The organism is Polaromonas sp. C04 (assembly GCF_002002705.1).
Classification (GTDB): Bacteria; Pseudomonadota; Gammaproteobacteria; order Burkholderiales; family Burkholderiaceae_C; genus Rhodoferax_A.
On the sequence record NZ_MUNS01000026.1, the window covers coordinates 1 to 25564 of the forward strand.

Annotated in this window: 25 protein-coding genes; 17 read left to right on the forward strand and 8 right to left on the reverse strand. The window is 66.3% G+C overall.

Annotation, left to right across the window (positions count from 1 at the left end; genetic code table 11):
* The first annotated feature begins 52 nt into the window (after nucleotides 1-52).
* Nucleotides 53-1267 (forward strand): YihY family inner membrane protein, encoded by a 1215-nt coding sequence (locus tag B0E49_RS07370; protein ID WP_077561571.1) that lies wholly within the window; start codon nucleotides 53-55, stop codon nucleotides 1265-1267.
* Nucleotides 1268-1313: 46 nt separating this feature from the next.
* Here B0E49_RS07370 and xdhB read toward each other — a convergent pair whose 3' ends face one another.
* A complete protein-coding gene (gene xdhB, locus B0E49_RS07375; RefSeq protein WP_077561550.1) occupies nucleotides 1314-3746 on the reverse strand; it encodes a xanthine dehydrogenase molybdopterin binding subunit in 2433 nt (810 codons plus the stop codon).
* Between the two features lies 1 nt (nucleotide 3747).
* The gene (gene xdhA / locus B0E49_RS07380; protein WP_077561551.1) at nucleotides 3748-5328 is read right to left on the reverse strand and encodes a xanthine dehydrogenase small subunit; all 1581 of its coding nucleotides are present in this window, start codon (nucleotides 5326-5328) and stop codon (nucleotides 3748-3750) included.
* 208 nt (nucleotides 5329-5536) lie between these two features.
* On the opposite strand from xdhA, the gene B0E49_RS07385 reads away from it, so the two are divergent.
* Together B0E49_RS07385 and B0E49_RS07390 are read left to right on the forward strand one after the other, a co-directional pair.
* Nucleotides 5537-6835 (forward strand): NCS2 family permease, encoded by a 1299-nt coding sequence (locus B0E49_RS07385; protein WP_077561552.1) that lies wholly within the window; start codon nucleotides 5537-5539, stop codon nucleotides 6833-6835.
* Nucleotides 6836-6887: 52 nt separating this feature from the next.
* On the forward strand, nucleotides 6888-7289 hold the full coding sequence (locus tag B0E49_RS07390) for a thioredoxin family protein (RefSeq protein ID WP_077561572.1): 402 nt from the start codon (nucleotides 6888-6890) through the stop codon (nucleotides 7287-7289).
* Here B0E49_RS07390 and B0E49_RS07395 read toward each other — a convergent pair.
* From B0E49_RS07395 to B0E49_RS07405, 3 genes are read right to left on the reverse strand one after another with little or no spacing between them, the layout of a single operon-like run.
* Nucleotides 7252-8598 (reverse strand): cytochrome P450, encoded by a 1347-nt coding sequence (locus tag B0E49_RS07395; protein WP_286137866.1) that lies wholly within the window; start codon nucleotides 8596-8598, stop codon nucleotides 7252-7254. The two genes, B0E49_RS07390 and B0E49_RS07395, sit on opposite strands and share 38 nt — an antisense overlap.
* Nucleotides 8599-8625: 27 nt before the next feature.
* On the reverse strand, nucleotides 8626-9453 hold the full coding sequence (locus B0E49_RS07400) for an alpha/beta fold hydrolase (protein ID WP_077561553.1): 828 nt from the start codon (nucleotides 9451-9453) through the stop codon (nucleotides 8626-8628).
* A gap of 2 nt (nucleotides 9454-9455) precedes the next feature.
* Nucleotides 9456-10772, reverse strand: a complete 1317-nt coding sequence (locus tag B0E49_RS07405) for an O-acetylhomoserine aminocarboxypropyltransferase (protein WP_077561554.1) — start codon at nucleotides 10770-10772, stop codon at nucleotides 9456-9458.
* Between the two features lie 161 nt (nucleotides 10773-10933).
* Here B0E49_RS07405 and B0E49_RS07410 point away from each other — a divergent pair, with 161 nt between their 5' ends.
* Complete coding sequence (locus B0E49_RS07410; protein ID WP_077561574.1) at nucleotides 10934-11389, forward strand: CBS domain-containing protein; 456 nt, start codon at nucleotides 10934-10936, stop codon at nucleotides 11387-11389.
* Nucleotide 11390: 1 nt separating this feature from the next.
* On the opposite strand, the gene B0E49_RS07415 is transcribed toward B0E49_RS07410, so the two are convergent.
* Nucleotides 11391-12776, reverse strand: a complete 1386-nt coding sequence (locus tag B0E49_RS07415) for an MDR family MFS transporter (RefSeq protein ID WP_077561555.1) — start codon at nucleotides 12774-12776, stop codon at nucleotides 11391-11393.
* Nucleotides 12777-12829: 53 nt separating this feature from the next.
* On the opposite strand from B0E49_RS07415, the gene aroC reads away from it, so the two are divergent.
* The 12 genes from aroC to B0E49_RS07475 all read left to right on the forward strand — a co-directional run bounded on the left by aroC (nucleotide 12830) and on the right by B0E49_RS07475 (nucleotide 21951).
* Nucleotides 12830-13927, forward strand: coding sequence for a chorismate synthase (aroC, locus tag B0E49_RS07420; protein ID WP_077561556.1), 1098 nt, complete (start codon nucleotides 12830-12832; stop codon nucleotides 13925-13927).
* 50 nt (nucleotides 13928-13977) lie between these two features.
* Nucleotides 13978-15003, forward strand: coding sequence for an aldo/keto reductase (locus B0E49_RS07425; RefSeq protein ID WP_077561557.1), 1026 nt, complete (start codon nucleotides 13978-13980; stop codon nucleotides 15001-15003).
* Between the two features lie 45 nt (nucleotides 15004-15048).
* Nucleotides 15049-15501: a type II 3-dehydroquinate dehydratase gene (gene aroQ, locus B0E49_RS07430; RefSeq protein WP_077561558.1), complete on the forward strand. Its 453-nt coding sequence runs from the start codon at nucleotides 15049-15051 to the stop codon at nucleotides 15499-15501.
* A gap of 15 nt (nucleotides 15502-15516) precedes the next feature.
* Nucleotides 15517-15912, forward strand: coding sequence for an alternative ribosome rescue aminoacyl-tRNA hydrolase ArfB (gene arfB / locus B0E49_RS07435; RefSeq protein WP_286137867.1), 396 nt, complete (start codon nucleotides 15517-15519; stop codon nucleotides 15910-15912).
* A 114-nt stretch (nucleotides 15913-16026) separates the two neighbouring features.
* On the forward strand, nucleotides 16027-16920 hold the full coding sequence (locus B0E49_RS07440; protein ID WP_077561560.1) for an alpha/beta fold hydrolase: 894 nt from the start codon (nucleotides 16027-16029) through the stop codon (nucleotides 16918-16920).
* A gap of 32 nt (nucleotides 16921-16952) precedes the next feature.
* Nucleotides 16953-17714, forward strand: coding sequence for a metallophosphoesterase family protein (locus tag B0E49_RS07445; RefSeq protein ID WP_077561561.1), 762 nt, complete (start codon nucleotides 16953-16955; stop codon nucleotides 17712-17714).
* A gap of 133 nt (nucleotides 17715-17847) precedes the next feature.
* Nucleotides 17848-18099 (forward strand): GlsB/YeaQ/YmgE family stress response membrane protein, encoded by a 252-nt coding sequence (locus B0E49_RS07450; RefSeq protein ID WP_077561562.1) that lies wholly within the window; start codon nucleotides 17848-17850, stop codon nucleotides 18097-18099.
* Nucleotides 18100-18146: 47 nt separating this feature from the next.
* Nucleotides 18147-18629, forward strand: a complete 483-nt coding sequence (locus tag B0E49_RS07455) for a DUF3761 domain-containing protein (RefSeq protein WP_077561563.1) — start codon at nucleotides 18147-18149, stop codon at nucleotides 18627-18629.
* Between the two features lie 120 nt (nucleotides 18630-18749).
* Nucleotides 18750-19553 carry an MlaE family ABC transporter permease gene (locus tag B0E49_RS07460; RefSeq protein ID WP_077561564.1) on the forward strand — a complete coding sequence of 268 codons (804 nt, stop codon included), beginning with the start codon at nucleotides 18750-18752 and terminating at the stop codon, nucleotides 19551-19553.
* A gap of 24 nt (nucleotides 19554-19577) precedes the next feature.
* Nucleotides 19578-20561 carry an MlaD family protein gene (locus tag B0E49_RS07465; protein ID WP_077561565.1) on the forward strand — a complete coding sequence of 328 codons (984 nt, stop codon included), beginning with the start codon at nucleotides 19578-19580 and terminating at the stop codon, nucleotides 20559-20561.
* Nucleotides 20558-21229: a hypothetical protein gene (locus tag B0E49_RS07470; protein ID WP_077561566.1), complete on the forward strand. Its 672-nt coding sequence runs from the start codon at nucleotides 20558-20560 to the stop codon at nucleotides 21227-21229. The genes B0E49_RS07465 and B0E49_RS07470 overlap by 4 nt, the downstream gene beginning before the upstream one ends.
* A gap of 44 nt (nucleotides 21230-21273) precedes the next feature.
* Entirely contained in the window at nucleotides 21274-21951 is a 678-nt protein-coding gene (locus B0E49_RS07475) for an alpha/beta hydrolase (protein ID WP_077561567.1), read from the forward strand.
* Nucleotides 21952-21981: 30 nt separating this feature from the next.
* On the opposite strand, the gene selD is transcribed toward B0E49_RS07475, so the two are convergent.
* Together selD and senB are read right to left on the reverse strand one after the other, a co-directional pair.
* On the reverse strand, nucleotides 21982-23067 hold the full coding sequence (gene selD / locus B0E49_RS07480; RefSeq protein ID WP_077561568.1) for a selenide, water dikinase SelD: 1086 nt from the start codon (nucleotides 23065-23067) through the stop codon (nucleotides 21982-21984).
* Nucleotides 23064-24038, reverse strand: coding sequence for a selenoneine biosynthesis selenosugar synthase SenB (senB, locus tag B0E49_RS07485; RefSeq protein ID WP_077561569.1), 975 nt, complete (start codon nucleotides 24036-24038; stop codon nucleotides 23064-23066). Before senB ends, selD begins: the two co-directional genes overlap by 4 nt.
* Before the next feature lie 32 nt (nucleotides 24039-24070).
* Here senB and senA point away from each other — a divergent pair, with 32 nt between their 5' ends.
* Complete coding sequence (gene senA, locus B0E49_RS07490; RefSeq protein ID WP_077561570.1) at nucleotides 24071-25276, forward strand: selenoneine synthase SenA; 1206 nt, start codon at nucleotides 24071-24073, stop codon at nucleotides 25274-25276.
* Nucleotides 25277-25564: the final 288 nt, after the last annotated feature.

Genomic DNA, 25564 nt, shown 5'->3' on the forward strand with positions numbered 1-25564 from the left:
GGGCGGTGTTGGGTGGGCTGTTTGCATGCATGGCAGTGGCATCATAGCGGCCATGACCTTGTCCCTTCGCTTCGAGCAGTTGTTGAAAGAACTGGCGCACTTCCCCTGGAAAACCACGGCCCACACGCTGCGAGAGCGCTTTCGCGAAGACCATCTGGGGCTCACGGCCAGCAGCCTGACGTTCACCACCTCGATCGCGCTGGTGCCGTTCTTTACCGTGGCGCTGGCCGTGTTCACCGCGTTTCCGATGTTTGCCCAGGTGCAGCGGGTGCTGCAAAAGTGGCTGATCGACAGCCTGATTCCCGAGAACATCGCACGCCAGGTGGTGGGCTACCTCACGCAGTTCGCCGGGCAGGCAAGCAAGCTGGGCGCGGCCGGATTGGCCGTCTTGCTGGTCACGGCGATCGCGATGATCCTGACGATCGACCGCACGCTCAACAGTATCTGGCGCGTGCGCCGGCCGCGACCGCTGGCGCAGCGCGTGCTCATCTACTGGGCCGCCATCACGCTGGGGCCCTTGCTGCTGGGTACCAGCCTGACGCTCACGTCCTACGCGATTTCGGCCTCGCGCGGCGTGGTTGGTGACATGCCGGGCGGCGTGCGCCTGCTGCTCGATACCCTCGAGTTTTTTCTGCTGGGCGGCGGCATGGCGGCGATGTACCACTACGTGCCCAACACGCAGGTCAAGTGGGGCCACGCCTGGACCGGCGGTCTGTTTGTGTCGGCCGGCATCGAGCTGGCGAAGAAGCTGCTGGCGCTGTACCTGGGCGCGGTGCCGACATATTCGATGGTGTACGGCGCCTTTGCCACCCTGCCGATCCTGCTGGTGTGGATCTACGTGGCCTGGATCATCGTGCTGCTGGGCGCGGTGATCGCCGCCTACCTGCCCAGCCTGCTCGCCGGCGTGGCGCGGCGCGGCGGCGGCCACGGCTGGCAGTTCCAGCTCGCGGTGGAGGTGCTGCAGCAGTTGAACCGGGCGCGCACCGTGGGCCTGAAGGGGCTGAGCGGCTTGCAGCTTGCGCGGGCCCTGCGGGTGGATGTGCTGCAGCTCGAGCCGGTGCTGGAAACCCTGACCGGGCTCGACTGGGTCGGCCAGCTCAGCGAGGTGCAGGACGAGGCCGAGCCCCGCTACGTGCTGCTGGCCGACCCGGACACCACGCTGCTGGAGCCGCTCATCCTTCGGCTGCTTTTGGAGCGCGCGGACTCTGTCGTCAATTTATGGAAAAACAGCCAGACGTCCACGCTGCTATTGCGCAGCGTGCTATGAAGTTAATAGCACTCTGATGTCCGGCGACGGTGCGCGGGCGATGGCATCAAACGCCAGCCTGCACTGCCTGGATGGCACGCAAAATGGATTCACTGGTGGCGGGCGCGGAAAGCGGCGGGTCGACCTTGTGATCGCCGGCGCTTGAGATCGCATCGCGCAGCGCGAAAAACACCGAAAACGGCAGCAACAGTGGCGGCTCGCCCACCGCCTTGCTGCGGTGAATGCTGTCTTCTGCATTCTGGCCATTGAACAGCCGCACGTTGAACACGGGCGGGCAGTCGTTGGCGGTCGGAATCTTGTAGGTGCTCGGCGCATGGGTGGTCAAAAGGCCCGTCTTGGGGTGCCAGACCAGTTCTTCCGTCGTGAGCCAGCCCATGCCCTGGATGAACGCGCCCTCGACCTGGCCAATGTCCACGGCCGGATTCAGCGACTTGCCTGCGTCGTGCAGGATGTCGGCGCGTACGAGCTTCCATTCGCCGGTCAGGGTGTCGACCACGACCTCGCTCACGGCGGCGCCGTAGGCAAAGTAGTAGAACGGGTGGCCCTGCATCTTGTCCTTGTCCCACGACAGGCCCGGCGTCGCATAAAACCCGTCCGACCAAAGCTGGACCCGGTCCAGATAGCCCTGCGCGACGACCGCGCTGAACGCCAGCGTCTTGCCGCCGACCTCCACCTTGTCGTTCGCGAAACGCACTTCGGCAGCGGTGCCGCCGTGGTGCGACGCGATGCACGCGGCCAGCCGCTCGCGGATTTGCCGCGCCGCATCCTGCGCGGCCTTGCCGTTCAGATCCGCGCCGGTCGACGCGGCGGTCGCCGAGGTGTTCGCGACCTTCTGGGTGTCGGTCGCGGTGCAGCGCACGAGGTCCACACTCACGCCGAGCTCGTGCGCCACGACCTGCGCGACCTTGGTGTTCAGCCCCTGGCCCATCTCGGTGCCGCCATGGTTCACCAGGATCGAGCCGTCGTTGTAGACGTGGACCAGCGCACCGGCCTGGTTGAAGTGCTTGACGTTGAACGAGATGCCGAACTTCACCGGCGTGAGCGCGATGCCGCGCTTGAGCACCGGGCTGGCTGCGTTGAATTGCGCCGCCGCCTGGCGCCGCGCCCGGTAGTCGCTGCTGGCCTCCAGTTCGGCCACGAGTTCATGGATGATGTTGTCGCCGACCGTCTGGCGGTAGGGCGTGACGTTGCGCTCGTGCTGGCCGTAGAAGTTCAGGCGCCGCACGTCGAGCGGGTCCTTCGCCAGGGTGCGGGCAATCGTATCGAGGATGTTTTCCATCGCGATCGCGCCTTGCGGGCCGCCGAAACCGCGGAATGCCGTGTTGCTCTGTGTGTTCGTTCGGGCCGAGTAGCCGTGCATGCTGACGTTGGGCAGCCAGTACGCATTGTCGAAGTGGCACAGGGCGCGCGTCATCACCGGGGCGGACAGGTCGGCCGAATGTCCGGCATTCGACACCATGGTGATTTCGGCGCCGAGCACCCGGCCGTCGTTGTCGTAGCCGACCTCGTACTCGTACCAGAAGCCATGGCGGCGCCCGGTAATCAGGAAGTCGTCGTCCCGGTCCAGCCGCAATTTGACCGGCCGTTTCAGCCTGGCCGCGGCCACGGCGGCCACGCAGGCAAACAATGCCGACTGCGACTCCTTGCCGCCGAATCCGCCCCCCATGCGCCGGCATTCGACCTGCACGTCATGCGCATGCAATTCGAGCGCATGGGCGACCAGATGCTGCATTTCGCTGGGATGCTGGGTCGAGCAGTACACCTGCATGCCCCCGCCCTCCTTGGGAATCGCATAGCTGATCTGGCCTTCCAGGTAGAACTGCTCCTGTCCGCCGACGGTCAAGGTGCCCGTCAGGCGCCGCGGCGCCTGCGCGATCGCTCTGGCGACCTCGTCCGCATCCCCGCCCGCCGCACTGCGCAGCAAGTGCATGGGCGCCAGCACGTACTGGCCCTTTGCGTGGGCCTCCTGCTGCGTCAGCACCGGCGTTTGCGCCTCGATCGTCAATGCATCCCTGGCCTTGGCGGCAGCGCGGCGCGCCTGAAGGCGCGTTTCGGCGATCACCGCGAACACCGGCTGCCCGAGGTAGCGGATTTCGCCGTCGCACAGGATCGGGTCGTCGTGGATGATCGAGCCGCAGTCGTTCGGGCCCGGAATATCGGCCGCCGCCATCACGTCGACCACGCCCGGCATCGCGCGAATCGCATCGAGCGACAGGGCCGTGAGGCGGCCGGCCGCGACCGGCGACAGGCCCAGCGCGCAATGCAGCGTGCCGGTGACCTCCGGGATGTCGTCGATGTAGGTGGCCTCGCCCGCCACATGCAGGTGCGCCGACTCATGCGGGCGGCTGATGCCGACGCGCGCGCCCTGGCGCCGGGCGTGTTCTTCTTCGCGCTCGTCAAAGCGCGCCGCGGCGTTTTTCTGGTAGCTGGCAAAGGCTTCGGCAGGTTGCAGGAGTTTCGGCTCGATCGGCTTGTTCATGTCAATCTCCGTCAGGGGTGGCGTGCGGCAAGACACTGAAAACGCTGGTGGCCGACGCGGACAGCGGGTCGTTGGCGCGGGTCTCCAGCCAGAAGCGCCGCAGCAGATTCTGCGCGACCTGGAGCCGGTACTTGGCACTCGCGCGCATGTCGGACAGCGGCTTGAAATCCTGCGCCAGTGCCGCCTGCGCCCTGGCCACCGCGGCCTCGTCCCAGGGCTGGCCGACGAGCGCCGCCTCCGTCTTTGCTGCGCGCCTCACGGTCGCCGCCATGCCGCCAAAGGCCAGACGCACCGCCTTGATCCTGTCGCCATCGAGCTCGATGGACAGGCCCGCGCACAGGGCCGAGATGTCGCAGTCAAAGCGCTTGCTGATCTTGTAGGCGCGCACCTGGCGCTGCATCGCCGCCAGCGGCACCGCCAGGCCCTGCACGAACTCGCCGGGCTCCAGGCGGTTCTTCATGTAGTCGACATAAAAGTCGCTCAAGGGCATGCGGCGCACACGCGAGCCGTGGCGCAATTCGATCGCAGCATCCAGCGCCATCAGGATCGGCGGTGAATCGCCGATGGGCGAGCCGTTGGCCACATTGCCGCCCATCGTGCCGGCGTTGCGGATGGGCGGGGATGCGAAGCGCAGCCACACATCGGTCAAGGCCGGCACGCGCCGCGCCAGCGCCGACCAGGCCGCCTCGAGCGAGGCGCCGGCGCCGATGTACAGCTCGCCATTGGCCTCGCGAACGGTCTTGAGTTCATCCACGTCACCGACATAGATGATGTCGCCGAGGTCGCGCAACTGCTTGTTGACCCACAAGCCGATGTCGGTCGATCCGGCGAGCAGCGTGGCTTGCGGCTGTTCCAGCCGCAATGCCGCGAGTGCCTGCAGGCTCCTGGGCGAATGCAGTACCGCCGCGCGCGCGCCGGGCATCGGTGCGGCCGCGGCATAACTGAAGGTGGCGTTGCGCGAGAGCTGCTGCAGTGCCGCGATCACCGGTCGGGTGTCGAGCCGCACTTTGTCCATGTCGAACATGCGCTGGCCTGCATCGAGAATCGGCCGGTAGCCGGTGCAGCGGCACAGGTTGCCCGACAGCTCGTCGGCCAGCTGCTGGCGTGTCGGCACGGTGCCGCGGGCCTGGTGGTGCTCGTAAGCGGACCACAGCGACATCACGAAGCCCGGCGTGCAAAAGCCGCACTGCGAGCCGTGGCATTCGACCATCGCCTGTTGTACCGGATGCAAGGCTTGCACGGCATGCTTTCCGTGCAAATCACCCGTGGGGCGCCTGGCGTCGCACTGCGCCTTCAGATCCTCTACCGTGAACAGCGCCTTGCCATGCAGGGTGGGCAGGAACTGGATGCAGGCGTTGACGGTTTGCAGCGTCAGGCCATCCACCGCGCTGGTGTCGCCGCTTGCTGCCAGCTCGCCGATCACGACGGTGCAGGCGCCGCAGTCGCCCTCGTTGCAGCCTTCCTTCGTGCCGGTGCAGTGCGCGTCTTCGCGCAGCCAGTCGAGCACGGTGCGCGTCGGGGGCGCGTTGTCGACCGTGACCACCGCGCCGCGGTGGAAAAAGCGAATCTGTTGTGTCGTCATGGGCTGCCTCGCTGACTTGTCTGTTGCGGCCGCGCAAATCGGGACCATAAATGCAAAGTTACCTCATCCAGCGCCCGAGTGAAAGTGTCGGCGGTGATACCTTCTATGCGCAACCTGGTATGACGCAGCGGGCGCAATTCGGGAAGATTGCGCCTCCGCCGATCCCAATCTTCCACCCCCCTGATCGGCCTCCAGGAGACAACATAACATGCAGCTACTTGAAAGAGTCTTCAAGCTCACCGAGCACGAGACCACCATACGCACCGAGGTCATCGCGGGGGTCACCACCTTCCTGACGATGGCCTACATCATCTTCGTGAATCCGTCGATCCTGGGCGCGGCGGGCATGCCCAAGGACGCGGTGTTCGTCGCCACCTGCCTGATTGCGGCACTGGGCACCGCCATCATGGCGCTGTATGCCAACTACCCGATCGCGCTGGCGCCCGGCATGGGGCTGAACGCGTATTTCGCGTTCGTCGTGGTGCTGCACATGGGCTTTACCTGGCAGGCGGCGCTGGGTGCGGTGTTCATCTCGGGCTGCCTGTTCCTGGTGGTGACCCTGTTCGGCCTGCGCGCGCTGATCATCAGCGGCATACCGCAGTCGCTGCGCAGCGCGATCACGGTGGGCATTGGCTTGTTCCTCGCGATCATCGCGCTCAAGAGCGCGGGCATCGTGGTCAAGTCCGACGCGACCTTCGTGACCCTGGGCGACCTGCACACGGCGCCGGTGGTGCTGGCCTCGCTCGGATTCCTGCTGATCGTCGCGCTGGATCGGCTCAAGGTGCCGGGTGCCATCCTGCTGGGCATTGTCGCGGTGACGGTGGCCTCTTTCTTCTTCGGCGGCAACAAGTTTGCCGGCGTGTTCGATGCGCCGCCCTCGATTGCCCCGACCTTCCTGCATCTGGACATCAAGGCGGCGCTGGCCGGCGGTTTTCTGAACGTGGTGCTGGTGTTCTTTCTGGTCGAGCTGTTCGACGCGACCGGCACCCTGATGGGGGTGGCCAAGCGCGCCGGGTTGCTTGTGCCCGGCAAGATGGAGCGGCTGAACCGGGCCCTGCTGGCCGACAGCGTGGCGATCTTCGCCGGATCGCTGCTGGGTACCTCGAGCACCACGGCTTACGTCGAAAGCGCGGCAGGGGTGCAGGCGGGGGGGCGCACCGGCCTGACCGCGATGACCGTGTCCGTGCTGTTTCTTGCCTGTCTTTTCATTGCGCCGCTGGCGGGTTCGGTGCCCGCGTATGCGACCGCACCGGCGCTGTTCTTCGTCGCCTGCCTGATGCTGCGCGAACTGGTGGAGCTCGATTGGGACGAGTCCACCGAGGTGGTTCCGGCCGCCGTGACGGCGCTGATGATGCCTTTCACCTACTCGATCGCCAACGGCTTGGCCTTTGGCTTTATCAGCTATGCATTGATCAAGCTGTGCACCGGAAAGGCGAAGGAGGTGCATTGGATGACCTGGCTCATCGCCGGGGTGTTCCTGTTCAAGTTCATCTACGTCGGCGGGTGACGCTGCGGGGCGCCGAATACCCATGATCGTCATGCTGCGCCAAAATGGCGCCATGCCTGACGAATCCGATTTCCATTCCGGCGCCGGCGCGCCATTGCGCCGCGTGCTTTGCCTGTGCGCGCAGTGGTGCGACACCTGCCGCGAGTACCGCGCCGTGTTCGACGCAGTAGGCGCGGCCCACCCGCAACTGCAATTTATCTGGATCGACATCGAGGATCAGGCCGATCTGGTGGGCGATGTGGAGGTGGAAACCTTCCCCACTCTCCTGATTGCCGACGACGCCGCGCTGCGCTTTTTCGGACCCCTCACGCCGCAGCCGCAAACGCTGGCACGCCTGCTCGAGGGCCTGGCGCTGCAGGGGCCGGGCATCCCCGCGGCGCCGCAGGTGCAGGCGTTGCTGGACGGCGTGCTGGCCGCTATGCCGACGCAAACGGAGCGTGCAAAAAGCCCCTGAAGCGGGCGCGCCCGCCGCGCGTGGGCATCTGCGTCAGCCGGTAGTCGGGAAAGCGCTGCAGGAAGCGGCCGATCGCAATGCGCCCCTCGAGCCGCGCCAGGCTCAGGCCCGCGCACTGGTGGATGCCGACGCCGAAAGCCAGGTGCTTGCTGCCCGGCGCTCCATGGCGGCCATTGCCGCGGGCCAGGTTGAGCACATCCGGATCGGCAAACTGCGCCGGGTCGCGATTCGCCGCGCCGATGCCCAGCGTGATCAGTGTGCCGGCTTCGAGCTGGATGCCGCCCACGCTGCAGGCTTTGAGCGCGCGCCGGTTACCGAGCTGATTGGACGACTCGAAGCGCAGGAATTCATCAACGGCAAGCGTCAAATCTGCCTCCAGCCCTTGTGGGTTATGCGCTGATAGCTTCATTTTCGATAGCAATAGATGTTTGGCATCAGGCCATTCCTGCAGCGCCACCAGCGCGTTGCCGATCAGGTTGGTGGTGGTTTCGTGGCCGGCGTTCAGGATGAAGATGCAGTTCTGCAGCAGTTCAGCCTCGGACAGTGGCTCGCTGCCACCGCGCGCTTCGTGCGTGTCCGGCCAATCGCCCTGGATCAGCCGCGTCAGCACATCGTGTTCGGGATCGCCCGGGTGGCGGCGGCGCTCGGCCACCAGGTGCTTCAGGTAGGCGCTGAACTCGCTCACGCTCCGATTGCCGAGCGCCTCCTGTTCGGGCGTGAGCGTCGGCTCCAGCGCGCCCAGGATCGCCAGCGACCAGCCGCGCAGCGGACCGCGGTCGGCATGCGGCACGCCGAGCAGGTTGCCGATGATCTCCACCGGAATCGCCGCGGCGAAGTCGCCCACCAAGTCGCCGCCGCCCTGGGCTTCGATGCGATCGAGCAGCCCATCCACCAGCGTGACGAGCCCGGCCTGCATCGAGTCAATCGCGCGGCGCGTGAGCGCTCCCATGATCAGCCGGCGCACGCGCGTATGCAGCGGCGGGTCGTTGAACACCAGGCTGGTCGTGTGGTGCTCGAACAGTGGCGCCGGCGTGGTGTCACTGCCGAAGGGTGCATGGTTGTATTTCGGGCCGAACTCCGCCTTCTTGTCTGAACTGAAAGTTTGCGCGTCCCGGTACACGTCCATCAGGTCGGCATAGCGCGTCAGGAAATACGAGCCGTCAGGCATGCGGCGCGCGGGCTCGTGTTCGCGCAGCGCGGCGTACACCGGATAGGGGTTGGCGTAGAAGTCAGGGGGCAGGGCGCGCAGGTCGAAGGTGTCGGCGATCTCGCTTGCGCGCTCGGGCGTCATGGAGGGTGTGACGATCATGCTAGGTATGCCGGAGCTCACTGGGGATCAGCCAGGCGCTGCTGCGAGAAACGCCCTGATCGCCGCCAGCGTCTGATCCGGCGCCTCGGTCATCTGGTGATGCCCGACGGGCAGCGACTCCACCGCCACGGCCTTGCCCGCGGCGCGCGCCGCCGCGATCAGCGGCTGCGCGGCCTTCGGCGTGGTCATCTGGTCCTGCGCGCCCAGCACGAACAGCACGGGGCAGGTGATGGCGGCGATGGCGGCCTGCGCGTTCGCGTAGCTGTCGCAGGCCTTGAAGCCGCGGTGGAACAGGTTCACCCGCGGGTTGCTGGCCAGCACGCGGCGCCCCAGCGCCATGCTTGCGCCATAGACCCAGGTGCCCGGCCCAAGCGCCGATGGCGGCGCGGCCAGCGTGCTGCGTGAGAACACGTTGATCATGCGCAAGGCGGCCAAAGGCTTATTGAGCGACGATTCCAGCAGCGCGGGCGATACCTTCATGGGGGCGGCCGTGCCCACCAGCACCAGGTGGGTCACGCGCTCCTTCAGGCGCGCGGCTGCCTCCAGCGCAATGAGCGAGCCCCAGCTGTGGCCCACCAGCGCCGCGCGCTGCACGCCCGCGGCATCGAGCAGGGCGGCCACGAAGTCCGCGGCTTCTTCCACGCTGCTGGGGGCCTCGCCCGCGCTGCGGCAGTGCCCTGGCAGATCCACCGCGAGCACGTTGGAGCCGTGGTGGGCCAGGTAGCGGCTTTGCAAAATCCAGACGCTGTGGTCGTTCAGCACGCCATGCAGAAAGACGACAGTCGGCTTGGCGGCATCGAAGGGTTTGCCGCCGGTGTAGCAGTAAGTGGTGTGGCCGTTGACGCTGAGGTTCATGCTCAGGCTCCCGCTTTCTCGGCGGCCTTGAGCGCGCGCTTGAGGTCGTCGATCAGATCATGAGGGTCTTCCAGCCCGATCGACAGGCGGATCGTGCCTTGCGTGATGCCGCCCGCGGCCAGCGCCTCGTCGCTCATCCGGAAGTGCGTGGTGCTGGCCGGGTGAATCACCAGGCTGCGGCAGTCGCCCACGTTGGCCAGATGGCTGAACAGCTGGAGCGTCTCGATGAACTTCTTGCCCTGCTCGCGGTTGCCTTTCATGTCGAAGCTGAACACCGAGCCGGCGCCGCGCGGCAGCAGCTTTTGCGCCAGCGCGTGGCTCGGATGCGATTCGAGCATCGGGTGGCCCACGCGCGCAACGAACGGATGGCTGGCCAGGAACTCGACCACTTTTTGCGTGTTCGAAATGTGCCGCGCCATGCGCAGCGGCAGGGTTTCGATGCCCTGCAAAATCAGCCAGGCGGTGTGCGGGCTCATGCAGGCGCCGAAGTCGCGCAGCCCTTCGCGGCGCGCGCGCAGCAAAAAGGCGCCCACGGTGCTTTCCTCGGTAAACACCATGTTGTGGTAGCCGTCGTAGGGCGCGGTCAGCTCGGCGAACTTGCCCGCGGCGCCGCTGGATGCCGCATCCCAGTCGAAGCTGCCACCATCGACGACGATGCCGCCGATCACAGTGCCGTGACCGCTCAGGAATTTCGTGGCCGCGTGGTAGATCAGGTCGGCGCCATGCTCCAGCGGCCGGATCAGCCAGGGCGAGGTCATCGTCGAATCCACCAGCAAGGGCACGCCCGCTTCATGGGCAATGGCGCTCACGGCCTCGATGTCGAGCACTTCCAGTCCCGGGTTGCCGACGGTTTCGCCAAACAGCAGTTTGGTGTTGGGCTGCACGGCCGCGCGCCAGCCGTCGACGTCGCCGGGCTTGACAAAGGTGGTCTCGATGCCGAAGCGGCGCAGCGTGAAGTGCAGCAGGTTTTGCGAGCCGCCGTACAGCGCGGTGGACGCCACGATGTGCGAGCCCGCGCCCATCAGCGTGACGATGGCCAGGTGCAGCGCGGCCATGCCGCTGGCCGTGGTGATGGCGCCGATGCCACCCTCCAGCGCCGCCACACGCTGCTCCAGCACCGCGTTGGTGGGATTCGACAGGCGCGAGTAGACGTGGCCCGAGCGCTCCAGGTTGAACAGCGCGGCCGCGTGGTCGGAGCTTTCGAAAACGAAAGAAGTCGTCAGGTAGATCGGCGTGGCGCGCGCGCCGGTGGCGGGGTCGGGTGCGGCCCCGGCATGAACGGCCAGGGTGTCGAAACCAGGGTCTGAATAACCGGGCATGATGTCTCCGAAGTAGATTGAGCCGGATGACCACGGGGCACCCGCGACGCTCGTGCAGGCTTGACCCGGAATCCGGATCAGTGTTGAATGAATATTGTGAGCTATATTTCAATGGCATCGGGGAGATGCGGCAAAACATCGGCAGCCACGAGGAAATCATCATGAAAGTCAGCGATATCCTGCGCGTCAAGGGCAACACCCTGTACACCGTGACACCGGATGACCCGGTGGCCGTGGCGGTGCAGATCATGGCGGAGAAGGACATTGGCTCGCTCGTCGTCATGGAGCATGGCGAGATGGCCGGCATGCTCACGTTCCGCGAAGTGATCCTGACCGTGGTGAAAAACGGCGGCGCTCTCGGGAGCACGCTGGTGCGCACCTCCATGGACGACCACCCGCTGACCTGCACCTCCGAGACCGAACTCGATGAAGTGCGCCGCATGATGCTGGACCGCCACGCGCGCTATCTGCCGGTGATGGACCGGAAGATGCTCATGGGCGTGATCAGCTTCTACGACGTGGCCAAAACGGTGGTGGAAAGCCAGAACTTCGAGAACAAGATGCTCAAGGCCTACATCCGCGACTGGCCGGGCGGGGACGAATCCGGCGAGGCCTGATTCAGCGCAGTTCGGCGCCCTCGTCGCGGCCGAGGCGCACGAAAAAGCACAGCGACAGCAGCGTCATTGCACCCACCACCACGAAGGCCGGCGAAAAATCGCGCGCCATCAGGTGCGTCGCGCTGCCCCCATGCCACCAGGCGGCCGCGCTCACCAGCGAGGCGCCGAATACCACGCCGATACTGACCGAGACCTGCTGTGCCATGCTCGACAGCGTGGTCGCGTGGCTCATGCGCGGCTTGGGGATTTCCGAAAATCCCAGCGTTTGCAGCGCCACCATGCCCATCGAATTGACCAGTCCGCCGAGCATCAGCACGCAAAACATCAGCACGTGCGGCGTGTCCGGCCGGAACAGGCCGTAGCTGGCGTAGAACAGGCTGGTCAGGGTGGTGGCGCCGATCAGCAGCGAGCGAAAGCCGATGCGGCGGATGGCCTGGGCCATGACGGTGCGGGTGGCAAGCGAGCCGATCGCCGTGGCCACCGTCAGCATGCCGGAGGCCAGCGGCGACAGGCCGAAGCCCAGTTGCAGCATCAGCGGCAGCAGGAAGGGCGAGGCGCCGATGGCGATGCGCAGCGGCATGCCGCCGATGATGGAGGCGCGGTAGGTCGGGTAGCGCAGGATGCCCAGGTCGATGATCGGGCTGGCCTTGCGCCGGCTGCGCAGGCCGTACAGGCCCAGCGCCAGTGCACCCAGCGCGGCGACTGTCCCCGTCAGCCAGCCCGCAACCAGCGCCTTGCCGGTGGCCTCCATGGCGCCGAGCAGCGCGGTCAGCCCCAGCGCCAGCAGCACGAAGCCCACGGCGTCGAAGGGCGCGGGGGCGGCATCTTCATGGTGCTCGTCGATGAAGGTCAGCGCCAGCGCGATACCGAGCAGGCCGAAAGGGATGTTGATCAGGAAGATCCAGCGCCACGAGGTCCAGGTGACGATGGCGCCGCCGAACAGCGGGCCCGCCATGCGGCCGATGGCCGGCGGCACCGTGAACCAGACCATCGCGGCGACCATGCGCGCGGGGGGCACGCTGCGCAGCAGGATCAGCCGCCCCACCGGCACCATCATGGCGCCGCCCAGGCCCTGCAGCACGCGAAACAGTACCAGCGAGGGCAGGGAGTTGGCCGCGCCGCACAGGGCCGAGCCGAGCGAGAAGAAGGCAATGGCGCCGCAGAAGACGCGCCGCGCGCCAAAGCGCTCGGCGAACCAGCCGCTCAGCGGCAGGAACACCGCCAGGCTCAGCAGGTACGAGGTGATCGCGAGGTTGAGGTGGAGCACCTGCACATCCAGCGAGCGCGCGATGCTGGGCAGCGCCGTCGCCATGACCGAGGTGTCGAGGTTCTGCAGGAACAGTGGGCAGGCCACGACCATGGGAACGATTCTGTCGCGAGCGGCCATGCCGGGATTCTAGGGGCCGGCGGCCACGCCCCGGCTCGGGGATAATCAGGCGCATGAGCGGCAACACCTTCGGAACACTCTTCGCCGTCACCAACTTTGGTGAATCCCATGGCCCGGCTATCGGCTGCGTGATCGACGGCTGCCCGCCCGGCATGGCTTTGTGCGAGGCCGACATCCAGCCCGACCTGGACCGGCGCCGCCCCGGCACCTCCAGGTTCGTGACCCAGCGCAACGAGCCCGATGCGGTCGAAATCCTCTCGGGTGTGTACGAGGGCAAGACCACCGGCACGCCGATCTGCCTCTTGATCAAGAACACCGACCAGCGCAGCAAGGACTACGGCAACATCCTGCAGACCTTTCGCCCCGGCCACGCCGACTACACCTACTGGCACAAATACGGCATCCGTGACCCACGCGGCGGCGGCCGTTCCTCGGCGCGCCTGACGGCGCCGATGGTGGCGGCCGGCGCGGTCGCCAAAAAATGGCTGGCGGCGCAGTACGGGTGCGTGTTTCGCGGCTGCATGACGCAGATCGGCGAGATCGTGATGCCGTTCGAGTCGTGGGAGCATGTGCCGAACAACCCCTTCTTCGCGCCCGTGGCCGATGTCTCAAACCTTGAGACGTACCTGGAGGCGCTGCGCAAGGCCGGCGACTCGTGCGGTGCGCGCATCCGCGTGGTGGCCTGCGGCGTGCCCGTGGGCTTGGGCGAGCCGCTGTTCGACAAGATGGATGCCGATATCGCCTGGGCCATGATGGGCATTAACGCGGTCAAGGCGGTCGAAATCGGTGCCGGCTGGGACAGCGTCACGCAGCGCGGCACCACGCATGGCGATTCGCTGTCGCCGCAGGGCTTCAAGTCCAACAACGCGGGCGGCACGCTGGGCGGCATCACAACCGGCCAGGATCTGGAAGTGAGCATCGCAGTCAAGCCGACCAGCTCGATCATCTCGCCGCGCGAATCGATCGACCTGGCAGGCAATGCCACCGAGGTCGTGACCAAGGGCCGCCATGACCCCTGTGTGGGCATCCGCGCCACGCCGATTGCCGAGGCCATGCTGGCGCTGGTGGTGATGGAGCACGCGCTGCGGCAGCGTGCCCAGTGCGCCGATGTCAGGGTGCCGGTGCCGCCGATCGCGGCCGCTTCTCCGTAATTTCTGTAGTGAGTGGCGGGCAGATAGGCCCCACGCATCAAGGAGCAAACATGCAATACATCCGCTTCGGAAACACCGGCCTCAAGGTGTCGCGCATCTGCCTGGGTATGATGACCTATGGCACGCCGCAGTGGCGGCCCTGGGTGCTGGACGAGGCGGCGGCCCTGCCAGTGGTCAAGCACGCGGTGGACATGGGGATCAACTTCTTCGACACCGCCGACATGTATTCGGCTGGCGAGAGCGAGGCCTTGAGTGGCCGCTTTCTCAAGATGCTGTGCAAGCGCGAAGAAGTGGTGCTGGCGACCAAGCTGTACTACCCGGTGGAGATGGCCTTCAAGGGTGGCAACAGCGCGGCGGCCAAACCTGTGCGCCGCCCGAACATGGACGGCCTGGGGCGCAAGCGCATCTTCCACGCGGTGGACGCGAGTCTGCAGCGCCTGGGCTGCGACTACATCGACCTGTACCAGATTCACCGGCTGGACCCGGAGACGCCGATCGAGGAAACCATGGAGGCCCTGCACGACGTGGTGAAGGCCGGCAAGGTGCGCTACCTCGGCGCTAGCAGCATGTGGGCCTGGCAGTTTGCCAAGGCGCAGCAGGTCGCCAAAGAGCACGGCTGGACGCGTTTCGTGAGCATGCAAAACCACTACAACCTGGCCTACCGCGAGGAGGAGCGCGAGATGATTCCGCTGTGCCGCGACCAGGGCGTGGCGCTGATTCCGTGGAGTCCGCTGGCGCGCGGCTTTCTCGCGGGCAACCGCAAGGCCGGCGACAAGGAGCAGGGCGAGACCAGCCGTGCCAGGACCGATGACGTTGCGCAGAAGTACTACTACCGCAGGAGCGACTTCAAGGTGGTGGAAGTCTTGGGCAAGCTGGCTGCCAAGAAAGGCATCAGCAACGCCACGCTGGCCTACGCCTGGCTGATGCACAAGGGCGTCACGGCGCCGATCGTGGGCGCCAGCAAACCGTGGCAGATCGACCAGGCGCTGGCGGCGACTGAGGTGACCTTGACCGAGGCCGAGATCGAGCGGCTGGAAGCGGCGTACGAGCCGCATCCGGTGCTGGGGCATCTGTAAGGTCAAACCGCGTCCATCCAATTTTTTCCTGATTCTGGAAACTCCATGAAAACTGCTCTCATCCTCAACGGCCCCAATCTGAATCTGCTCGGCACGCGCGAACCCGCCGTGTACGGCTCACAGACCCTGGCCGACGTGAAAGCGCTGTGTGTGCAGGCCTGCGCCAGCCACAACCTGGCGCTCGACTTTCGCCAGAGCAACCACGAAGGCGAGCTGATCGACTGGATTCATGAAGCCGGCCGCGCACAGGCCGCGGGCACGCTGGCCGGCGTGGTGTTGAACGCCGGCGCCTACACCCACACCAGCGTTGCATTGCACGATGCCATCAAGGGCGCGGGCGTCACGCTGATCGAGCTGCACATCTCCAACGTGCATGCGCGCGAAGCGTTTCGCCATCACTCCTACATCTCCCCGGCGGCCAAGGCCGTGATGGCCGGGTTCGGCGTGCAAGGGTATGCGCTGGCGATTGCGGGTCTGGCGGGTTTGGCGGGTCTTTGAATTGAGTGGTGCGTCGTGATTGAGATCAACCCGGCGGAGATCGAGATCACGGCCATCCGCGCCCAGGGCGCGGGCGGGCAGAACGTCAACAAGGTGTCCAGCGCCGTGCACCTGCGCTTCGACATCACTGCGTCATCGCTGCCCGAGGACGTCAAGGCCCGGCTGCTGGCGCTGCGCGACACCCGCATCACGCAGGAGGGCGTGCTGGTGCTCAAGGCGCAGCAGCACCGCAGCCAGGATATGAACCGCGCCGATGCGCTGGCGCGCCTGACCGAACTGGTCAACAGCGTGGCGCTGCCGCCGCGCGTGCGGCGCGCGACCAAGCCCACCTACGGCTCGAAGCAGCGGCGCCTGGAAGGCAAGAGCCAGCGCGCCAGCATCAAGGCGCTGCGCGGCAAGGTGGGCGAGTGAATTTATGTGTTTTATGCCCGTAGCCCTTTAGTGGCCTGCGCCATCCGCTATCAAATACATAGTAAGCAAAAAGCGTCGCCCGATTCCGGTCCGCCCGCTTGATATAAACGGGTCATGACGACGCCACTTTCCGATGCTCTTCCCGATGAAGTCCGCCAGCTGCTGGGCACGGCGACCCGCCTGGAAACGCCGTGCGGCGCGGGCGCGCTGGTCTGGCATGTGTGGGGCCAGAGCGAGCCGGGGAACAACCCTGTTGTGCTGTTGCACGGCGGCAGCGGCAGCTGGACGCACTGGCTGCGCAATATCCTTGCGCTGGCCGCCAGCGGGCGCCGCGTGCTGGTGCCGGACCTGCCGGGCTTTGGCGATTCGGCCAAGCCCGCCTGGGGTACGGACGCCGACGTGCTGCCGGAGCCCCTCGAGGCTGGTTTGAAAATCCTGCTGGGCGAGCAGCACTGCGACCTGGTCGGATTTTCCTTCGGCGGCATGGTCGCCGGCTTTCTGGCGGTCCAATTTCCCGCGCGCGTGGCACGTCTGGTTCTCGTCGGCGCACCGGGCCTCGGGGTGGCGTCCCGCAAGACCGTCCCGCTGATGCCGTGGCGCCATCTGGCCGATGCGGATCAGCGCGACGCGATTCATCGCCAGAACCTGGCGGCCCTGATGCTGCATCACCCCGAGTCCATCACCGAGCTGGCGCTGCGGTTGCATGTCGCGAATGTGGTGCGCGACCGCATGAAGGGGCGCGGCCTGGCCTACACCGACGTGCTGGCGCGCACCTTGCCCCAGGTGCAGTGCCCGGTGTATGCCATCTATGGCCGCGAAGACGCGCTCTACAAAGGCCGACTCGACGCATTGGCCGAAGCCCTGCGCCCCGTGCGCAGCGTCCAGGGTCTGCAATTGATTGAGGATGCGGGGCATTGGGTGCAGTTTGAGCGGCCGAAAGCCTTCAATGCAGCACTGCTGGCGGTGCTAAATGACGGTCCGAGCCCGGATGCCGGCGCACACCGGTAACATGGGTTACCGAATGTTGACCCGAGGCAATCATGCGACTTGCAATTCTTTCTGATCTGCACCTGACCGTGGCCGGCATGCCCGTGCCCCAGGTTGCGTGCGATGTGGTGATTCTGGCGGGCGACGTGGCCCGGCCGCAGCAGGCCATGGCGTGGGCCAAACAGTTCACCGTCCCGGTGATTTATGTTCCCGGGAACCACGAGTACTACGGCGGCAGTCTGTCCGGCACGCTCTCAACCCTGCGTGAGCTTGCGCGTGGCAGCCAGGTGCACGTGCTCGAGCGCGACGAACTGCGCCTGGGCGGCGTGCGTTTTCTGGGCTGCACCTTGTGGACGGATTTTCGCCTGCAGGCCACCGAGGCCGAGCGTGCCGCGTCCATGGCGATGGCGAGCCAGTTGATCCGCGATTTCAGCCGGGTCCGGCTCGACGACGATGGCGCCGCACTGTTCACACCCGAGCTGTCACGCCAGGTCTTTGATGAATCGGTGGCGTGGCTGGACAAGAAGTTTGCCGAGCCGTTCGATGGAACCACCGTGGTGGTCTCGCACCATGCGCCATCCATCGGCAGCATCAATCCCAAATACGAAGGCTCGCCCCTGAACGCCTGCTTTGTCTCCGACATCGAGCCGCAGCTGCGCCGCTGGAATGCCCCGCTGTGGATCCACGGCCATCTGCACGACAGCTACGACTACGCGGTGGGCAACACCCGCGTGCTCTGCAATCCGCGCGGCTATGCGCGTGACGGGGTGACGGAAAACGCCTCGTTCGATCCGGGGCTCGTTATTTCCATTTGACGTGCCCGGATGCAACATGCGTGTCGATTGCGTCACGGTCCAGTGCGCACAAAAGTTGCGCCAATTCCCAAAAACGATAACACTGGGCAGCGCATTCGCGTGCACAACTTATCCAAAACCAAAGGAAACACTTATGCTGCACCTCATCTGGATGTTCATTGTCGGTATCGTGGTCGGGTTGCTGGCCCGAATGGTGACCCCCGGTGCCGAGCACATGGGGCTGCTCATGACGGGCGTCGTGGGCATTGTGGGCTCCTATATCGGGGGTTTCATTGCCAGGCTCTTCAGCAAACCGGTCGAAGGTCAAATGTTTCATCCGGCCGGCATCATCATGTCCGTGATTGGCGCGGTGGTCTTGCTGGTGATTTGGCGTTACGTCCAGTAAGCCGCCCATTTTTCCGATCCCGCAACTTCACTTGTCAGGAAAACTCCATGAAAACGAAATCTTTGATCTTGGCCGCCCTGTTCACGGTGTTTGGCACCGCTTCCTTTGCCCAGGCGCCAGCCGGCGCTGCTGCGACGGCCGCAGCTGGCAACCCGACCGCCCTGTGCAAGGACGGAACCCCCTACACGGGCGACACGAAAAAGGGTGCCTGCAAGGGACATAAGGGTGTGAAGACCTGGTACGGCGCCGCAGGCGCTGCCGGTGCCGCCGCTGCACCTGCAGCAGCCGCTGCGCCAGCCGCTGCCGCGACATCCAAGTCGTCGGCCAAGGCTTCGTCCAAGACAGCAGCCCTGCCTGCTGCTGCGGCACCTGGCGGCGGCGCCGGCAAGGTCTGGGTCAACACCAGCTCCAAGACCTACCATTGCGAAGGCGACAGATACTACGGGAAGACCAAGGCGGGCTCGTACATGACCGAGGCCGACGCCAAGGCCCAGGGCGATCATCCCAGTCACGGCAAAGCCTGCTCCTGATAAAGGCTTGACAGGTGCAGCGGCACGGACCTAGCGCCGTGGCCGCTGCGAACGTTGCACAGCTTCAGCAGCGCTGAAGCGGCCGCGTTTTTTCTGAAACGTCCGGGCTATCATGTCCGGATGATCTCAATGGTTTCGTGGCAAGGCACACTGGCAGGCACGGGCCGTGCCGTGCTGCGCTGGCTGGCCGGCTGGTGGCACATCGTGCACTTTGGCGCGCTGCTGCTGGTGTTGGTGCTGTCGCCGTCGAGCTACAGTCGCGAGAATCGCCTCGTGCTGGCCCGCCACATCTACCTCGATACGGCGCCCATCCTCGGCGGCTTCACGGTGCTGTGCGCGCTGGTCAGCCTGGTGCTGACGCGCATCGTCGTGGTCACGGCCCTGAGCTATGGTCTGTCGCAGTATGCGTTGCAGTTGGTGATCCGGGTGCTGGTACTGGAGCTGATTCCGCTCACGGCCGCGCTCTTCGTGGCGCTGCGCTGCACCCTGCCGAACGGCGCCGAACTCTCGCAGATGCGCCGCCGTGGCGAGCTGGAGGCACTGCGCCGGGAAGGGGTTGACCCGATGCGCCGTGAGGTGTTACCGCGGGTCGTGGCAGGGGTGTGCTCGAGCGTGACCCTGGCGGCGCTGAGCTGCGTGGTGGCGCTGGCACTGGCGTATCTGGCTGTGTATGGTTTTGTCGTGTCGGGGTTGCCGGGCTACACGCGCATGTTCGGCCAGGTGTTCAGCCCCGCGGTGTCGCTGATCTTTGTGCTCAAAACGCTGTTCTTCAGCCTGGCTGTTTCCCTGATTCCCATGGCCTCGGGCCTGTACGACAAGGCCGATAGCGGCTCACGCGTCAGCACCGAGTTGCGCGGCCTGGTGCGCATGTTCGCGGTGATCCTGCTGATCGAAGTGGCGTCGCTCGTGGGCAACTACTATTGACCTCCACTTATCCTCAACCCACTCATGAGCGACCCGTCAGAGCCCCCACCACCGCAGCCCGCTGCCTCGCCGCCGCCCCAGGTCGCGCACCTGGAACTCAAGGCGGCGCTGTTGCTGCTGCTCATGCTGCTGCTGGTGTGCGGCTCGGTGGCGTATGTGCTGTATGCGCGCGGCGCGTTCGAGCCGACGCAGCGGCTGGTGCTGATCGCCGACGACTCCGAGGGCGTGGTGGTGGGGATGGACCTCACGTTTTCGGGCTTTCCGATCGGGCGCGTGCGCCGCATCGAGCTGGCTGCTGACGGCAACGCCCGCATCCTCATCGACGTGCCGCGCACGGATGCCCACTGGCTGCGCCAGTCCAGCGTGTTCACGCTGGTGCGTGGCCTGGTGGGCAGCACCAACATTCGCGCCTACAGCGGCATGTTGACCGACCCGCCGCTGCCCGATGGCGCGGAGCGCACGGTGCTGCGCGGCGACACCAACGCGGAAATTCCACGCCTGGTGGCGTCGGCGAAGGAATTGCTCGACAACCTGGGCGCCCTGACCGCGAAGGACGCGCCGCTCGGCGCGAGCCTGGCCAGCGTGCAGACCCTGACCGGGAAACTCAACGGCCCCAACGGGGCGCTGGGCGTGCTGCTGGGCAACGAAGCGAATACCCAAAAACTGCTGGCGACGCTGGATCGCACGAACGCGCTGCTGGCCCGGCTGGACGGCCTGGCGGCCAAGACCGACGCCCAGGTGTTTGGCGACAAAGGCGTGATGCCCGAAACGCGCGCCACCATCGTGCAGCTCGATGCCCTGCTGGGCGAGGCGCGCACCAGTTTGAAGAAGGTGGACGCCGTGCTGGTGGAGGCGCAGGCCGTCGGTGCCAATGCACGCGATGCCACGACCGACCTCGGTGCCCTGCGCGCCGAGGTGGAAACCAACCTGCGCAAGGTGGAGGGCCTGGTCAACGAGATCAATCGCAAGTGGCCGTTTGCGCGCGACACGGTGTTGAAGCTGCCATGAAAAGGTCTGCACTGGCAGCTGGCCGGGCGCTGATGGCGGTCAGCGCGTTGCTGCTGGGCGCGTGCGCCAGCGGCCCCAAGGCACCCGATTGGCAAATGAACGCGCAGGATTCGATGCAGCGCTCCGTCGCGGCCTACCTGGCAGGCGACACGCGCGTAGAGACCCTGGAATTTGCGAATGCGCGCAGCGAGATTGCGCGCACGGGCCGCCCCGACCTGATGGCCCGAGCCGAACTGCTGCGCTGCGCCAGCCGGGTCGCCAGCCTGGTGTTCGAGCCCTGTGCCGGCTTCGAAAAGCTGCGCCGGGACGCCCCCGCGGCCGAGCGCGCCTACGCCGACTACCTGGCCGCGCGCGTGCAGCCGCAGGATGTGGCCTTGCTGCCCGCGCAGCAGCGCGGCGCGGCCGCGGCCAACGCCGACGCGGTGGCGGTCAGCAGCATCACTGATCCGCTGTCAAGGCTGGTGGCCGCCGGTGTGCTGTTCGAGAGCGGCCGGGCCAGTCCGGCGCTGATGGCACTGGCGGCAGATACCGCCTCCGCCCAAGGCTGGCGGCGCCCCTTGCTGGCCTGGCTGCTGGTGCAGGCCGAGCGTGCGGAGCAGGGCGGTGAGCGGCCCGAGGCCGAGCGGCTGCGCCGGCGCATCGAACTCGTGCAGGGCGCCAAGCCTTGATTGCTTATTCAGAAAACTTTAATCAAAACACCCAGGAGTCCTTGATGAGTCTTGACCTTCCGCTCTCATTTTTAGAGCGCCCGGCAACGGCCGGCACCACTGAGCCTTGGCTGCTGGTGCTGCTGCACGGCGTCGGCAGCAACGAGCAGGACCTGTTCGGCCTGACGCCCCACGTGCCTCCGCAGTTCCACGTGCTGAGCCTGCGTGCACCCTACACGATGGGGCCTCGCGCATACGCATGGTTCCAGTTTGCCGTCACGCCGCGCGGTGAGCGCAGCATCGATGAAGCGCAGGAAGCGGCCAGCCGCAAGCTTCTCGCCCAGACCGTGGCGGCGGCCGCGCAGCAACTGGACGTTGCGCCCGGGCGCGTGGTGGTGGGCGGCTTCAGCCAGGGCGGCATCATGTCACTGTCGCTGCTGCTCACCGAGCCGCAGCTGCTGCACGCAGCCATGGTGCTGCACAGCCGCCTGCTGCCTCAGGTGTTGCCGCTGGCCGCGCCGGCGCAGGCGCTGCAGGGCAAGCAACTGTGGATCAGCCACGGCCTGCAGGACCAGATGATTCCGCTGGCCAGCGCCCATGCCGCGCGCGAGCATGTTTCGCACCTGCCGCTCACGCTGCGCTATGCCGAGTTCCCCGGCGGGCACGAAATCCGGCCGGCGGAGTTGCAGGCCGCGATGCAGTGGCTGAACGAGATCCGGACGGTGGCGACGGCGCAACGGTGAAACTGGTGCGCCGCTACACCCCCTGTTGATTCAGCGCAGCAGCAGCCGCGCCTGCGCCGCGTCCGCTGCGGGCAGGACTTCCCCGATCTCGGCGGCAGCCTCGAATCCGTGCTGCCTGAACACCGCCAGCACCTGAGCCACGGCCTGCGGCGCACAGGACACCAGCAGTCCACCACTGGTCTGCGGATCGCTCAGCAGGGCCTGGTCGGTCGCCGCAAAGCCGGGGGGCAACTGCACCTCCGCGCCGTAGGCTGCCCAGTTGCGGGCCGACGCGCCGGTGACAACGCCATCTTCCGCCAGTTCGCGCACGCCTGCGAGCAAGGGCACGCGGGCCCAGTCGATGCCTATCTGGCAACCGGCGCCGCGCGCCATCTCCAGCACGTGGCCGGCCAGGCCGAAGCCGGTCACGTCGGTCAGCGCGTGCACGCCGTCCAGCGCGGCCAATTCCGGCCCCGGCGTGTTGAGCTGGGTGGTGCAGGCGATCATCCGGGCATAGCCGGCCGCATCGAGCCGGTCCTTCTTGAGCGCGGCCGACAGCACGCCCACGCCCAGCGGCTTGCCCAGGATCAGGCGATCGCCCGGGCGGGCATCGGCGTTGCGCTTGACGCGCTGCGGGTGCACCAGGCCCAGCGCGACCAGGCCGTAGATCGGCTCCACCGAGTCGATGGTGTGGCCGCCGGCAATCGGAATGCCGGCCGCACGGCAGACCGACTGGCCGCCCTCCAGAATGCGGCCGATGGTCTCGGTGGACAGCACATTGATGGGCATGCCCACCAGTGCCAGCGCCATGATGGGCCGCCCGCCCATGGCGTAGACGTCGGAGATGGCGTTGGTCGCGGCAATGCGGCCGAAATCGAACGGGTCGTCCACGATGGGCATGAAGAAGTCGGTGGTGGCGATCAGCGCCTGCTCCTCGTTGAGCCGGTAGACGGCGGCATCGTCGGCCGTCTCGATGCCCACCAGCAGCTCGGGCGGCAACGGCATGGCGCTGGTGCCCTTGAGGATGTCGGACAGCACACCGGGTGCAATCTTGCAGCCGCAGCCCCCGCCGTGCGACAGCGAGGTCAGGCGGGGCTGCGGTGGCAAGGGACTTGAGGATGGCACGGTGGCGTTCATGAAATCTCCGTTAAATCGTTGATCAGGCGCATCAGGGCCGCTTTTTCGGCCGCGGGCTCGAACAGGTGTGAGCGCAGGAAAGATTGTGCCTGCAAGCGGTCCAACAGGGCGTCGGGTGTCAATTGCCCTTCGCGGCAGGCGAGCAACTGCTGCGCGAGCTGCGCGGCATCCCCGCAGTCGAAATAACCCGCGTAATCGGCCCCGAGCATGCCCACATTGCCGTCAATGCGCGAGGCCAGCACCGGGGTGCCGCTCATCACCGCCTCCATGATCACATGCGCCCCGCCTTCGATGCGGCTTGGATGCACCAGCACATGGGCGCGCTGGATGCGCCGGCGGGTGGCCTCGTGGTCCATGGCGCCGAGCCAGCGGTAGTGGGGACACTCGCGTTGCAGCTGGCTCGCCAAGGTTCCAAGGGCGGGGTCGAGCGGTGCGCCGATGTGGTCGAGCAGAATGTCTGGCCTGCCGGCCAGGCGCCGCACGGCAGCAAAGTACGTGGCTGGCGCCTTTTCCTCACGCAGGTGCCCGACCATCAGGGCGCGCAAGTGGCTGCCCGGTTTGTCCAGCGGCTGCCGGTGCGTCGCCGACTGGAAGATGACGCTGCACTTGTGGCGCAGCGGCGGCGGCAGGCTGCGCGCCCCCAGCTCCTGCAACACCACCAGCCGATGGGCCAGCGCGATGGAGCGCTGGGCCTGGGCATCGGTCTGGATATCGCGGTACAAATCGGTCCCGGTCAGCACCACGGCCAGCGGCTTGTGCGGGTGCCTCGCATGCCAGCGTGCCACCGAGTCCGCCGAGCGGCGGGCGTGCAAGGCCAGCATCACGTCAAAGGGCTCGCCCTGCCATGCCTGCAGGATTTCCGTACTATAGTGAGCGGCCAGCATGCGTGACCAGCGCCACGCCGTTTGCCAGTTGCCATTGTTGGCCGATGCCGGAGCCGGGCTGATGATGCAAATCGACGGCTTGCGCATGGCTCGTTTATAGCCTCAATGGACCCCTATCCTTGAACCACGATTTCACCATCGCGACCCAGGCCCGGCGTGCCGATCGCACGACGCTGGCTGGCGCGCTCGCGGATGCCCGCGCCCGCACCTTGCAGCACTTTCAGGCGTCCCGGCGTGCGCTGGGGGAGGCCGATCCGCGCGTACCTTACCGCTCCGAGCTCAATCCGCCGCTGTGGGAACTGGGCCACATCGGCTGGTTTCAGGAGTGGTGGCTGGCGCGCAATCCGGAGCGTGGGCGCGGTACGGCATGCGACCCCGCAGCGGAACGCGCGCCGTCCGTGCTCCACGATGCCGACCGGCTCTACGACTCCAGCAACGTGCCCCACGCGTCCCGTTGGTCACTGCCTTTGCCGGCGGTGCAGGTGTCCCTGGACTACCTCGACAAGACACTCGCCGGCACGCTCGCGTTGCTGGCCAACACGGCCGATACCGACGAGGCGTTGTACTTCTTTCGCCTGGCGCTGTTTCATGAAGACATGCACAACGAGGCTGCGGTGTACATGGCGCAGAGCCTCGGTTTTGCGATGGATGGCGTTGCCGAAGCGATGCCGGGCGCTACAGGCGTGATCGCCGTGCCCGCCGGCACCCACGAGACTGGATGGACAGGCGCGGGTTTTGCCTTTGACAATGAGCTGGCAGCCCATGAGGTCTCGCTGGGTGCGTTTGAAATTGACCGCTCGCCCGTGACCAACGCGCAGTTCATGGCTTTTGTCGAAGACACAGGCTATGACCAGCAACGGTACTGGTCGGACGCGGGATGGGCCTGGCGCATGCAGTACCAGCAGAGCTGCCCGCGGTATGTTCAAACGCAAAACGGGCGCTGGACGCGCAGCGCGTTTGGCGAGATGCGCTCGCTTAAGTCCGACCTGCCGGCCTCCAACCTCAGCTGGCATGAAGCGCAGGCATGGTGCCGGTGGGCGGGCCGGCGCCTGCCCACCGAGTGGGAGTGGGAGCATGCCGTCCTGTCCACGGGTTTGCTGGACTGGGGCCAGGTGTGGGAGTGGACGTCCTCGCCGTTCAAACCCTACCCAGGGTTTCAGCCCCATCCGTACCGCGACTATTCGGTGCCCTGGTTCGGCAGCCACAAGGTGCTGCGCGGCGCATCGTTCGCCACCCATGCGCGCATGAAACACCCGCGTTACCGCAATTTCTTCACGCCGGATCGCAATGACATCTTTGCGGGTTTCCGAAGCTGCGCGCTTTGACGCCTAAGCCGCTGGCGCGGCCTGTGCCGGGCCCAGCGGCTTCAACTGCTGCAGCAGCGTTGGCAGCAGTTCGCCGAGCAAATCGAACGCCTCGCGCTCGAACCATTTGGCGCAATTGCGAGTCGCGATGCAGTGGCTGGAAGATATCCGGGGGACAGACAGTGAACTTGCCCCTGTTGTCCGCACTCCATAGGCTGCCCGTTATGCGGACTTCCTGTCTTGCTGCTGGGCCGCGATCCAGCGTTGCTCAAACGTCATTGGGCTGACGTAGCCCAGCGTCGAGTGCAA